The organism is Anaeromassilibacillus sp. An172 (genome assembly GCF_002160515.1).
GTDB classification, from domain to species: Bacteria; Bacillota; Clostridia; order Oscillospirales; family Acutalibacteraceae; genus Limousia; species Limousia pullorum.
In genome coordinates this window covers 112,874-125,010 of sequence record NZ_NFKS01000006.1, presented here as the reverse complement: position 1 = coordinate 125,010, position 12,137 = coordinate 112,874, and the positions used below count along the sequence as shown (strand labels likewise).

Below are 12,137 nucleotides of genomic sequence, written 5' to 3'. Positions count from 1 at the left end.
GGCTAAACCCCAATTCCTCCTTCTTTTTTATCAAAGTGTTGGTTGCTTGATAAACGCAAAAACCCTGAATTTCAGATAGAAATTCAGGGTTTTTGGACAAGCTGAAGGGCGTGTATTTTTCACACACGCCCTGATTTTCAAGAAATATTCTTCCCTCGAAGTTTAATATTTCTTTTTAAGGAAAAACTGAAAATAAATTATTTCATGTTTCTTTCGTACTCTTCGATCATCTTTTTAACCATCTGGCCGCCAACAGAACCTGCCTGACGTGATGTCAAATCGCCGTTGTAGCCCTGCTTAAGGTTAACGCCAACCTCGCTTGCGCACTCCATCTTAAATCTTTCCATAGCCTCTTTTGCCTCTGGGATATTGATACTGTTGTTAGAATTGTTAGACATAAAAAATTCGCTCCTTAATTTAATATTTTAAATCTGTTAATTTTTAATTTTTGCAGCGGCTTTGTTTACCGCCGTGATAATATTGTGGCAGATAAAAATATTTTTATTATCGGCAATTTTTGTCAGTCTTTTTTAATATTCGTTCACAAAAGCAAGAATTTTTCTAACTGTATCAAGACTTACTTTTCTAACATCTCCGTTTTTCAAAAAAGTATTTGTATTACCAGGATTTAGATTAAGTTTTTTATAAATACAATAATTCGTAATATGTTTTTCTTCTTTAAGATATAAAATCTTATTATACATAAGTGTTTTTATATTATTTTCTTTTTCCTGATAATTTTGTGCATACAAGAAATTATCATAAATTGTACGGAATTCACTTTTATTTTTATCTTGAAGAAACACATCAATATTTTCCTCGTTTATACCAACAAGCTTTTCGCAAGAGCGGTTCAGATAATCAAATTTGCTCTTTAATCTATTTTCAAGTTTTTCTGGAGTGTACAAAGCAAGATATAAACTCAATGCGTCCTTTAATCTTGCATTATCTGCACTGAGTTTTGAAAATGTATAAAGAGATGTACTGTCTTTGTCAGAAAACACTCTGCATTGTGACATCAGGTAACTTTTAAATGTTAATCGTCTCATTTAAATCTCTCCTTATAATGTTCATATTTAATTTTTAATAAATTCACCTCATAATCGTTAATCATCCCATAACAAACTTCTTTAACTAATTTATCCATTATTTCCCAATCTAACTCTTTATAAACTGTTTCACTTTCAATGTCCTCCATATCCTTTTCTCTCATAGAACACAATTTTGAAACAACCAAATCTTCAAGAGATATCGTATAGAAATTAACTTTCGATGTTGGTATATCTACTTTTACAACTCTTTTATCATAATCTTCAGCAAAATAAGTCATATAGGCTTTTACATTCATATTCATATTATAGTTATCTAATAAAGGTTTTATTTCATCACTGGCACTTATTGCATCTATATCACGTGTTGACCTAAAGATTTTTCTCATCAACACAAGTGCGCCTCCCCCTACAATAACACAATCATAAATATCATCGGTCGTGTCAAGTAAACTCATATCACTATCTATTTGTAAAAGTCTTGCTATTATTTCATCTCTATCCAATTCCATATATACACCTCCTAAAATATTAATTTTTAAATAATAGTATTATTTATTTTTAATTATATTATAATAATATCAAAATGTCAATCAAATTATTTAAAACTCGTTCACCTATTGATTCCATAAACTTTTTTAACTATAATTTATTAAAATATTATTGACAAAGGATGTGTTTATTTGAAAAAATCCGAAAACATTTTACTTGATATACTTTTTGAAAATCAGGATACACAGTATCAATCTTTTCAAAGCAAGCTTATACCGAATATTGAGCCTGAAAAAATTATCGGCGTCAGAACTCCTGTTCTCAGAAAAATCGCAAAGGACTTTTCAAAAACTCCTGAGTCAAAGGAATTTTTGCAGTCTCTGCCTCACAAATATTACGAGGAGGACAATGTTCACGGAGCTATTATAAGCGACATGAAAAATTTTGATGAGGTCATCGAAAGTTTAAACAATTTTCTCCCATATGTTGATAACTGGGCGACCTGCGACCTTATGTCCCCTAAAATTTTTAAAAAGAACACTGAAAGATTATTGCCTCACATACATAGATGGATAAAATCCTCCCACACCTACACCGTAAGGTTTGCAATAGGTATGCTTATGAGCTTTTATTTAGGTGAAAACTATGACGACAGCTACGGTCAGCTTGTGTCCTCGGTAAGGTCGGAGGAATACTACATAAACATGATGATTGCGTGGTATTTCGCAACGGCACTTGCAAAAAATTATGAAGAAATTCTTCCCTATTTGCAGGAAAAAAGGCTTGAAAAATGGACACACAATAAAACAATCCAAAAAGCCGTTGAAAGCTACCGCATAACAAAGGAACAGAAAGAATTTTTAAAAACTTTAAAAATAAAATAACAAAATATCCGACGTGGATTTTTCTGCATATTTTCCCTTATATTTCAAAGACTATTTTACACAGGCTTTAAATCTAAAAACACTGAATTGATATATAAGGAGAAAGAAAATATGAAAGCAACAGGAATTGTTCGACGTATTGACGACTTGGGCAGGGTGGTTATTCCCAAAGAAATAAGGCGAACATTAAAAATCAGAGAGGGCGACCCTCTTGAGATTTTCACGCTTCCCAGCGGCGAGGTTGTATTTAAAAAATATTCACCTGTGGGAGAAATTTCACAGTTTGCCGCACAGTATGCGGATGTTTTATACAAGGTCATATCTCTTCCAACCCTCATATGCGACAGGGAAAGAGTGATAGCCTCTGCGGGAGTTCCCAAAAAGGATTATATGGAAAAGGGAATTTCAAACTCTTTAAACACATACATGGAAAACAGACAGAGCTTTGTTTTCCGAAACGGAGTTATTTCACCCTTGGTGCCTTTGGAGGACACATCGGACGTTGCCTCTGTGATGTACCCCATAATTTCCGGAGGGGATGTTTTCGGGGCGGTTGTTATGCTTAAATCTTCAGACGGAAAAAATCCCACAGAAACAGAAAGCAAGCTTTGCCAATCCGCTGCAGCCTTTCTCGGAAAGCAGATGGAAGAATAAACTTCATATAAATAAAAAGTCAGAGCCATATAAAGGTTCTGACTTTTTATTTATATTAAAAATTATTCATATCTCAATGCATCTATCGGATTCATGTTGGCGGCTTTTAATGATGGAATAAAGCCGAATACAATACCTATTACCACTGAGAACAGCACTGCAATAAGGCTTATAGGAACGCTTATGGCCACAGGAACCGAGGAAAGTCCCGATATTCCATAGGCAAGGGCTATTCCAGCCCCTATTCCTATAATTCCTCCCAGTAAAGTTAGCACCGCCGCTTCCGTAAGGAACTGGGCAAGTATCTTTCTTTTTCTGGCTCCCAAGGCTTTTTTAAGTCCTATTTCCCTTGTTCTCTCTGTTACGGATACCAGCATTATATTCATAACTCCTATACCGCCAACCAAAAGGGAAATGCTGGCAATCCAGATAAGCTGCTGGTTTGTGGAATTGCTCAGCTCCTGAAGCTGTTTTGCCTGTTCCATCAAATCCTCGCCTCTGTATTCAATAGAGGTATCCTTTACATAGAGATATCCGTTTAAAATTTCGGCGGCTTTTTCTCCTGCCGCTGTCATGTCGTCGGTGCTTGTAGCACGAACCACAAGATTTTTCGGCTCGTCAAAATTATAAATCATAGGCCAAACAGGGTCAGGTATGCATATCATACCGGAAGAATTTGAGTTCATATATCTATAGTAATCATCAAGAGAATTTATAACAGGCTGAAACTCCGCCTTTTTGCCCACAACTCCCACTACCGTGAAAGGCTCTCCCTTGATTTCTATTGTTTTTCCGATAGGGTCTTGGTCGGAAAACAGATTTAAGGCTGTGGTTTTATCAATAAGTGCAACCTTATTTTTGTTTTCATAGTCGCTTTTGGAAATTCCTCTTCCCTTTACTATCTGATATCCGTAAACATCCAGATAATTTTCATCCACACCGATTATATTTCCGCTTCCGAGAGATACGGCGTTTCTGTAAACTGCGTCGTACTCGTTTCTCATGTGGTAAAGGGAGGCTGTTTCCACCTCTTCAAGGTCTGTAATCTCTTCAAGGACAGTTTTGCTTATTTCCGGCACGCCGGCAGGCGCAGACTGAAAAGCAAAATCAATGGGCACATCTCCCTGATAAAGCTGTATTTTAACAGCATTATTTCCTGCTCCCACAAGGTTCTGTTTTATCTGCTCATTAGTTCCTTTAATTGTGGAAACAATGGCTATGATAGAGCCTATTCCTATGATAATTCCAAGCATGGTCAAAACAGACCTCATCTTGTGACCCCATATTCCCTGAAATGACAGTCTTATATTTTCTAACATGGGATACCTCCTTATCAATACTCATACAGTGTTTCCACCGAAACTGTTTTTGCTCCCTCTTTTACGTCCTTGCCGTATGGGAAAGCTATCTCATCTTCCATTGAAAGTCCCGATTTAATCTCCATAGCTCCGTCGGTGATTCTTCCTATTTCAACATACTGTTTTTTCAAAAGTCCGTTTTCGTCTTTCATAAAAACATAAAAACCCTGTTGGTCCTCTCTAACAAATGCCTGCATAAGATAAATGTCATCCATAAATTCACCGGAGGAGGTAAAGCCCTCTGAGGAAATTGAAACACCCTCGCCGTTTTTGAAATTCGCCTCTTCTGAAATAACCGCCGTAAAAGGATAATATGACATGTTGGGGTTTCCTGAAAAATATCCGCCCTCAACAGGAGTTGCTCCTATTCCGGTGATTTCCGCCTGACGGACTTCGCCGCTTTCCCATGAGGTGACAGTGATTACCGTTCCCTTTTGAACCTTATCAAGGGCTGTTTCCGCCACGGAACCTGTAACATATATGCCGTCTTCGCCCAGCACATAGATAAGCGGAGAACCTTCAAGCTTTGCCTTTTCCGCATCGTTTACTGTCTTTACCGTTCCGTCTATTGTGCTGTTTACAACGCCGCCATTGACTTTCTGTTCAAGCTTTTTAAGCTCAAGCTCGAAGTTTCTTTTTTCAAGGTTTAAGGATTTTATATTATCCTCTTTTTCCTTAATCTGCTTGTTTATTTCCTCCTGTGTAGGCCCTGCCGGAATATCAATTCCCGGGTCCTCCGGTTCTGTAGGCTCCTGAGGTTCTTCCGGCTCAGTAGGCTGCTGGGTATTTCCGCCCTGACCGTCCAGCGTCCAGGAATAAAGTATTCTCTGTGGATTTTCCTTGCTGTCCACAACCTGAAAAACCGCAACGCTTCCATTTGCCAGCATATCAGACATAAACACATTGTCCACTGACACGCCGGGTGCGCAAAGAAACTTATAGGGATTTTCCGCTGTTCCATCTGCCGTATCATAGTTATAGGCGGAGGACAGAGAGGAAATATTTTCAAGTATTTCTTTTCCCTGAAGCTCCGGAGGGATTTCAGTTCCTATACTGCCGCTTCCAACCAGATTTGAAAGGGTTTCAAAATCCATTTCCCAGGAAAAAACAATCTTCGATGGATTTTCTGCGCTGTCAACGGTGTCAAACACCGAAACGCTCTTTTCATCCAGGGATTTTTTTATCCACTCTTTGCTGAGGTTCACAGTTGTTTTTCCCTCGGGAGGATATATGTAATATCTGTATGGCTCTTCCTTTGTTCCCTTTCCCGTATAGGGAACTGAATTTTCCGTTATCTCGCTGTAAACCTGACCTTCCGGCAAGGATTTTTCGGTGACTGCCGCCACGTTTTTTACAGAAAGAAAATTCCCACTCTTATATCCTGCCGGAACAATTTTTGCCCTTGTGTTTGCAGAAGACCCATAGGCCGAGTATGATGTTCCGTTTCTTTTAAGCTGGTCAATTTCAGCCTGTAAATTTTGAATTTTCAGACCTATTCCCTCTATCTGCATTTTTTTCATGTCGTACTCCATTTCCACCAAAGTGGTGTCGTAGGAGATGAGAGGGTCACCGGCCTTTACCTTGTCGCCCTCTTTAACATAGATTTCCTTTATGGTAAGGGAGTCGTCATAATTTATGGTCTGGTTCATGTCGGCAACTATGTTTCCATATTCCGATATCTGGGAATTTCCTCCCCAGTAGACCTGATTCATAACGCTTACCGAAGCCACTTTCACCGGTGCTCCTCCGGCGTTTACAGCCAGCAGAACTATACCTGCAACCAAAACAACAGCCAGGGATGCGGAAATCACGGCGATAAGCTTTTTCTTTTTATTCCTCCTCATAATAAAACTCCTCTTCTTCAGCACTGCTCAAAATGCCGTCACGAATGGTCATTACTCTGTGGGCGTGTGCGGCAATATCCGGGTCGTGGGTTATCATTATAACCGTCATCCCCTCCTGATTTAACTGCTTAAAAAGCTCCATAACCTGCAAGCCGGAAGCTGTGTCCAAAGCTCCTGTAGGCTCGTCGGCAAGAAGGATATCCGGCTTTGTCACTATTGCACGGGCAATGGCAACACGCTGTTTCTGTCCGCCGGAAAGCTGTGTGGGTTTAAACTCCAGCCTGTCCTCAAGTCCCACTTTTTCAAGGGCGGCTTTTGCCCTTTCTCGTCTTTCCTTTCTGGGAACTCCCGAATAAAGCAAGGGCAAAGCCACGTTTTCCACTGCACTCTGTTTGGGAAGCAGGTTAAAATTCTGAAAAACAAAGCCTATAGACTTGTTTCTTATTTTTGACATTTCGCTGTCGCTTCTTCCGCTTATGTCAACGCCCTTTAAAAAATATGTGCCGGATGTTGGTGTATCAAGACAGCCTATTATATTCATAAGCGTGGACTTTCCCGAGCCTGACGGCCCCATTATAGCCACATATTCCCCCTCTTCCACAGAGAAAGAAACATCCTTTAAAACAGGCACAACAAATTTTTCCTGATTGTAATCCTTATAAATATGTTCCAGCTGTAAAATCATATTTCTGCCTCCTGAGGCAATGCGCTTCCGTTTTCCCACACATAACCGCCGTCATCGCCGTAAATAACATCATCGCTTCCGCCGCCTATAGGCATTTCATTGTTGTTTTTGCTTACCTTTGCCCCCTCTTTGCAGTCTTCGCTGGGCCACACTATGTAGTCGGAGGCTTTTAATCCGTCGAGAATTTCAACTGTTGAATCGTTTTCGTCCTTTTCTCCAAGGGTAACCTTGCGCTTTTCAAGCTTATCGCCGTTTCCAACTGCCCAAACATAGGACTCGCCGTTTTCCTCTGTGATGATATAATCGGAAAGCAGCCACATTCCCTCTTTCTCGGTATTTTCTCCCAGATTAGGCTCTATGTAAACATGCTGTCCCAGCATAAGCCCATCTGAGGACTCAAGGGAAACATAAAAAGGATATTTTGTAGAACCGCCTGACTCTCCGCCCATCATGTTCTGATTTCCTGTTTCAGGCTTTTGTGTGTCTATGTTATCCACAGTTCCCGACCATATTATGCTTTCATCTGCACGGGAACGAATTATAACAGGCATACCACGGTAAATAGATCTTACACTCAGCTCGTTTACTGTTCCTTTAACCCTGTATTTTCCCGTGGCGAGAATACTCATAAAAGGTTTTTGATTTCCGGTATACTGGTCATAGGACGGGTTTTCGTTTATTTCCTGAACAACACCGTCTATGGTCGAGGTTACAACGGAATTTTCAAGGGAGTCTTTAAGTCTTGAAACCTCCAGTTCCTTAACCTTTTTGTTGTACTCCTCCTGCCTTACGTTCATTTCCAGCTCCTGAATTTGAGTTGTATATGAAAGCTGTTCCGAGGACGGCGCATTTGCCTTTTCCTTTTTCAGACTTTCGATCTGACTTTTCAATGACTCAATGCTGTTGGTTATTTTTTCAACCTCCAAATTTGCCTGTTCAAGGTTCATGCTTATTTCGTCTGTATTATAGCTGAAAAGCTCTGTTCCCACCTCAACAGTCTGACCCTGGGTGACAAATATTTCCTTTACCGTATGATTATTTTCCAGATTTATATTCAAAGCGTTTTGAGCCTCAATAACTCCGGCAAATCGGTTTTGTGACATATCGGTGTTTGTCATTTTTCCTACCGACTCCGCATATAAAAGCGTTTGGCTGTCCCCTGAAAATCCCGAGGTAAGCTGCCATGTCACCACTCCTGCGGCAGCTATAAGAACCGCAGCCGCAGTTATAATTATTGCTTTCTTTTTCATGTGATTTCCTCCCTTTTTATCTGATGTTATTAAAAAATCGGTAATATTTTACAAAATTCACGTCAAATACTGATATTACATCAAAACCGTATAACCTTAATCAATTTTATACAATATTTTCGTTTTAAGTTATCAATATTTTTAAATTTATTATAATACACGGGCTGTTTTTTGTCTATAGAGAAAATAAAAAATTAAGAAATTTTTAAGTTTCACTCTTATTAAAGAGCAAGCAAATGGCTTTTCCGATTTTTATAAAAAATTTAAGCCAAGCAAAGAAAAACACGCAATAATAAGAAAATAAAAATGCGCCGCCTTAATAACAAAAGCAACGCATTTCAATTATATATATTTTTTCTTAACTTATGTTTTCATTTCCATTCCGCACTTTACCGCACTTAAAAGCCTGAAAGCGGCGTCCTCGTAAAGTTTTTCGCTGTTTTCAATAGCATATTCCAAAGTCATTTCTCCGTTTATTGTGGTAATTACGCTTTTAATCCCGCTGTCATAGATTTTTTCGTAGCCCTCAAGAAGTCCTCCAACCACGGCAACACAGGGAATATTGTATTTTCTGCACCTCATGCCAACTCCGTACGGGACCTTTCCGCAAACCGACTGGCCGTCCATTCTTCCCTCTCCGGTTATTACAAGTGACGCTGATTTAATTTTTCCGTCAAAGTCTATCAGGTCCAAAACTGTATCTATGCCGGATTTTATCTGCGCTCCCAAAAACGCCATAAGTGCAAAACCCATTCCCCCTGCGGCTCCTGCTCCGGGTTTTTGTGAGAAATCCTTTCCCACCGCCTCTTTTACTGCACGGGAATAAATTTCCATTCCTCTTTCAAGCTTCTTTACACATTGGCTGTCCGCTCCCTTTTGAGGTGCAAACACATATGAAGAACCGTTCTCACCGAGAAGCGGGTTTGTCACATCACACATAACCTGAAACTCTACGCCCTCAATAAGCTTTTTCCCATTGGAGATTTCTATTTTTGCGGTTTTTTCAAGTTCTTCTCCTGTTCCACTCAAAACATTTCCGAACCTATCCAGAAATTTAAAGCCCAAAGCGGACATAGCTCCCATTCCGCCGTCGTTTGTTGCGCTTCCGCCTATTGCAAGGATTATCTTTTTGCAGCCTCTTTCTATTGCGTCCCTGATAAGCTCCCCTGTACCAAAGGATGTGGTCTTTAAAGGATTTCTCTTATCCTTCTCAATAAGGGTAAGTCCTGAGGCCGACGCCATTTCTATCAAAGCTTCTTTTCCGTCAAACATTGCATACGACGCTTCTGTTTTCTCAAAGAGAGGATTATGGACTGCTACCGTGATTTTTTCACCTTTTCTTTCCTTTAAAACAGCGTCCAGCGTACCCTCGCCGCCGTCTGCCACCCAGACGCCTTGGGTTTCAGCATTTGGAAAAATTTTATTAGATGTTCTCTCCAGAATTTCGCAGATTTTTCCGGAGGATAAAGACCCTTTAAAGGAGTCGGAAGCAAAAACTATTTTCATATTTTAACACTCCCTCAGTTTTTATAATTATAACACTTTATCCTCTTTTTAAAAACATTTTTTTACTTAGCAAAGGAAAATGGCGGCAGACTTTCGTCTGCCGCCATTCCCTGATTGAGAACATTCATATCCTAAAAAAGGAGTCGTAAAATGAATTTTATGGCATTAGTTACTCATAAGCATAATTTGGATAAATGTTGCATCAATAATAGTTATATATCCGTCGCCGTTAACATCTGCAAGGCTCTCGTCAAAAGTTCCCATTGGCTCTATCTTTACAAGATGACACTGAATGGCTGTAGCGTCGTCGATATCGATTGAGCCGCTGTGGTCAACGTCTCCTACTTCATAGCCTGAAACTTTCTTCAAAGAATCGATTGCATTCCTGAGGTTTGCAGCTGCCTGTGCTACCTGCTCTTCTGTTGCAGCAACATTCTCAAATACTATCTTTGTTTCTGCAAGGACAGCTTCCATAGCATTCCAGCTTTCCTCAGTGTAATCAGCCTTATTAAGACCATTGTATCTATTGAGCTGTTCCTCTATAGAGGTCTTGTCAACCTCTGGTGTTTCTGGTTTTACAAATTCATAGAGCATTATTTCAGCTGCTGTGATAAATGTATCTTCGCCGCCTACACCTGCTGTTGATGTTGCAGTAAGTCTGATAAGGATAGCTCTGTAGTAGTATTTTCTGTTGTAGTACTGGCTTGGGTCAAAGCCTTCTGCTTCACCTCTTGGGTCATAAAGCTCAAGGTCTTTTACTACCCAGTGTTCCTGATTGTAGAATGTAATTACGTTGTTTGTAACAACATTGCTTATAACAGTATTAGCCTTATTGATATAGTTAGGAATGTAACTATCGTCTGTCCAGTCCTCACCAGGCATAAGAACAGGCTTAGGGCCTTCGCCATAGCTTCCTATTGTGATTGGGTTGCCTTCTTCACCTGAACCCTTTGGCATCAAAGCGCCTGTCCATGTTCCTCCGCACTTAAAGAGAATCTGGTCGCCCGGCTGGAATTCAATAGAATTGATTTTCTCAATTGTCTGGAAAGCTGTTCCCTCTGAAGTACCGTTGTTTGTATCGTTACCGTTTTCAGAGTCAACATAATAGATTGTGCCCTGACCCTTTACAACTTCATAGGAAGCCTCGTAATCTTTTCCGTCATAGGTAAGTTTTACTGTTACGTTCTGAGGCTCGTCTGTTGTAGGAACAGCTGAATAGCCAAAGCTTGCTTTTTTTGCAGCTCTGTCAAAGCTGTAGCTCTTTATTTCAACTTCCTCAAAAGCACCGTCGTTAATCTTTCTCTGAAGTGTAAAGTCTGACTGTTCCGGAGCAACTGTTGGAAGTGTTTCAAACTCTGCATAGCAGCTTATTTTATCTGCTGTGAAGTTTGAAATTGTACCCTTGTCAAGCTCTTCACCGTTTGCGTCTATAACACAATCAAGAACAAAGGTCTGTCCCTTATAGTCCACATCAACGGTTATTGTCTGCTCTACAGGAGAAGCTTCGATAGGATTGAAAGCGATTTCAGCTTTGTTTTCAGAAATCTTTGTAACCTCTGTTATCTCAAGAGGAATAATTGTTTCCTCATCAAGTGAAGAAACTGCGTTCAATGTAAAGTCTTCCTTAGAGATTTCCTCTGTCAAATTTTCTCTGTATGTAACTGTAAGTTTTCCGTTTTCAATTGCAAGAGTATCAAAATCGCTGTTAACTGTCATGTTGAAGTCGTCAACATAAACAGAACCGCCGCTGAGGCTTTCTGCCCAAATATAAACTCTTGGTTTTGAATTTCCGGATACTGTAAAGGAAAGCTCATACTGCTTGTAATCTGAGGAATTATCAATCTTCTGCTTGATTTCCTCACCGCCGTAGTTTTTAACTCCAAAGTACACGCTGCTGTTTGCGGCTGTATTTTTAGCCCAAACTGTAGCTGTGTATGTCATTGAAGCGGTAGTATTTGGAACATCCTGCTCCAATGCGTCCTCAGAGCTTGAGATGGATACGGAATAATCTCCTGTGTTATGGCTGGGTAAGTCCCATTTTATTACTTATAAGGTATAGGGCGTTGTCCTCGTTTATTTTTTCTTCAACCGCTTTTTCCAAATCCTCCCCGTCCTCAAGGCTTTTTTCCAGAAGTCCGCTGTAAAACTCTTTTTCCTCGCCGCTTACTGTTCTTACATATCCTTTTGTCCCTTCAATATCCGAAATTATATCCGGCTTTTTATTTTCCGAGCATCCGGCGGATACAATCCCTATAATTAGTACAAAAACTAAAAAAATATATAAACTTTTGTTTTTAAAACATGAGTAAAGGCTGTTTTTCAAGAAATTTCTCCACCTTTCGTTTTTATTGAATTTCGTATTTCTTATTTTTTGTCTATTATATGATTTATATAAAACAGAATTATGCACTGTTA

12 protein-coding genes are annotated in these 12,137 nt (G+C 39.6%); 2 read left to right on the top strand and 10 right to left on the bottom strand.

The window, feature by feature from the left end; all coding sequences use genetic code 11:
* Positions 1-197: 197 nt before the first annotated feature.
* The 3 genes from B5F08_RS04710 to B5F08_RS04700 form a co-directional block, all read right to left on the bottom strand.
* Positions 198-398, bottom strand: a complete 201-nt coding sequence (locus B5F08_RS04710; RefSeq protein WP_087376880.1) for an alpha/beta-type small acid-soluble spore protein — start codon at positions 396-398, stop codon at positions 198-200.
* Between the two features lie 132 nt (positions 399-530).
* Positions 531-1,049, bottom strand: a complete 519-nt coding sequence (locus tag B5F08_RS04705; protein WP_087376878.1) for a hypothetical protein — start codon at positions 1,047-1,049, stop codon at positions 531-533.
* Positions 1,046-1,561, bottom strand: a complete 516-nt coding sequence (locus tag B5F08_RS04700; RefSeq protein WP_087376876.1) for a DUF6036 family nucleotidyltransferase — start codon at positions 1,559-1,561, stop codon at positions 1,046-1,048. The genes B5F08_RS04705 and B5F08_RS04700 overlap by 4 nt, the downstream gene beginning before the upstream one ends.
* A 171-nt stretch (positions 1,562-1,732) precedes the next feature.
* Between B5F08_RS04700 and B5F08_RS04695 the strand changes: the two genes are divergently transcribed.
* Together B5F08_RS04695 and B5F08_RS04690 are read left to right on the top strand one after the other, a co-directional pair.
* Positions 1,733-2,425 (top strand): DNA alkylation repair protein, encoded by a 693-nt coding sequence (locus B5F08_RS04695; protein WP_087376874.1) that lies wholly within the window; start codon positions 1,733-1,735, stop codon positions 2,423-2,425.
* 111 nt (positions 2,426-2,536) lie between these two features.
* The gene (locus B5F08_RS04690) at positions 2,537-3,079 is read left to right on the top strand and encodes a stage V sporulation T C-terminal domain-containing protein (protein WP_087376872.1); all 543 of its coding nucleotides are present in this window, start codon (positions 2,537-2,539) and stop codon (positions 3,077-3,079) included.
* Positions 3,080-3,141: 62 nt separating this feature from the next.
* Here the strand turns inward: B5F08_RS04690 and B5F08_RS04685 are convergent, their stop codons facing one another.
* The 7 genes from B5F08_RS04685 to B5F08_RS04655 all read right to left on the bottom strand — a co-directional run bounded on the left by B5F08_RS04685 (position 3,142) and on the right by B5F08_RS04655 (position 12,045).
* A complete protein-coding gene (locus B5F08_RS04685) occupies positions 3,142-4,398 on the bottom strand; it encodes an ABC transporter permease (RefSeq protein ID WP_087376870.1) in 1,257 nt (418 codons plus the stop codon).
* A 14-nt stretch (positions 4,399-4,412) separates the two neighbouring features.
* Positions 4,413-6,281: a biotin/lipoyl-binding protein gene (locus B5F08_RS13230; RefSeq protein ID WP_087376868.1), complete on the bottom strand. Its 1,869-nt coding sequence runs from the start codon at positions 6,279-6,281 to the stop codon at positions 4,413-4,415.
* Positions 6,268-6,966, bottom strand: a complete 699-nt coding sequence (locus tag B5F08_RS04675) for an ABC transporter ATP-binding protein (RefSeq protein ID WP_087376866.1) — start codon at positions 6,964-6,966, stop codon at positions 6,268-6,270. The genes B5F08_RS13230 and B5F08_RS04675 overlap by 14 nt, the downstream gene beginning before the upstream one ends.
* The gene (locus B5F08_RS04670; RefSeq protein WP_087376864.1) at positions 6,963-8,216 is read right to left on the bottom strand and encodes an efflux RND transporter periplasmic adaptor subunit; all 1,254 of its coding nucleotides are present in this window, start codon (positions 8,214-8,216) and stop codon (positions 6,963-6,965) included. The genes B5F08_RS04675 and B5F08_RS04670 overlap by 4 nt, the downstream gene beginning before the upstream one ends.
* Positions 8,217-8,579: 363 nt before the next feature.
* Positions 8,580-9,722 (bottom strand): glycerate kinase, encoded by a 1,143-nt coding sequence (locus B5F08_RS04665; RefSeq protein WP_087376862.1) that lies wholly within the window; start codon positions 9,720-9,722, stop codon positions 8,580-8,582.
* 165 nt (positions 9,723-9,887) lie between these two features.
* Positions 9,888-11,696: a dockerin type I domain-containing protein gene (locus tag B5F08_RS04660; RefSeq protein ID WP_087376860.1), complete on the bottom strand. Its 1,809-nt coding sequence runs from the start codon at positions 11,694-11,696 to the stop codon at positions 9,888-9,890.
* Positions 11,697-11,739: 43 nt separating this feature from the next.
* Positions 11,740-12,045 carry a hypothetical protein gene (locus B5F08_RS04655; RefSeq protein WP_087376858.1) on the bottom strand — a complete coding sequence of 102 codons (306 nt, stop codon included), beginning with the start codon at positions 12,043-12,045 and terminating at the stop codon, positions 11,740-11,742.
* Positions 12,046-12,137: the final 92 nt, after the last annotated feature.

Excerpts from the sequence above, each read along its gene's own strand:
- B5F08_RS04710 (WP_087376880.1), bottom strand. The coding sequence starts at position 398 with ATGTCTAACAATTCTAACAACAGTATCAATATCCCAGAGGCAAAAGAG.
- B5F08_RS04705 (WP_087376878.1), bottom strand. The coding sequence starts at position 1,049 with ATGAGACGATTAACATTTAAAAGTTACCTGATGTCACAATGCAGAGTG.
- B5F08_RS04700 (WP_087376876.1), bottom strand. The coding sequence starts at position 1,561 with ATGGAATTGGATAGAGATGAAATAATAGCAAGACTTTTACAAATAGAT.
- B5F08_RS04690 (WP_087376872.1), top strand. The coding sequence starts at position 2,537 with ATGAAAGCAACAGGAATTGTTCGACGTATTGACGACTTGGGCAGGGTG.
- B5F08_RS04685 (WP_087376870.1), bottom strand. The coding sequence starts at position 4,398 with ATGTTAGAAAATATAAGACTGTCATTTCAGGGAATATGGGGTCACAAG.
- B5F08_RS13230 (WP_087376868.1), bottom strand. The coding sequence starts at position 6,281 with ATGAGGAGGAATAAAAAGAAAAAGCTTATCGCCGTGATTTCCGCATCC.
- B5F08_RS04675 (WP_087376866.1), bottom strand. The coding sequence starts at position 6,966 with ATGATTTTACAGCTGGAACATATTTATAAGGATTACAATCAGGAAAAA.
- B5F08_RS04670 (WP_087376864.1), bottom strand. The coding sequence starts at position 8,216 with ATGAAAAAGAAAGCAATAATTATAACTGCGGCTGCGGTTCTTATAGCT.
- B5F08_RS04665 (WP_087376862.1), bottom strand. The coding sequence starts at position 9,722 with ATGAAAATAGTTTTTGCTTCCGACTCCTTTAAAGGGTCTTTATCCTCC.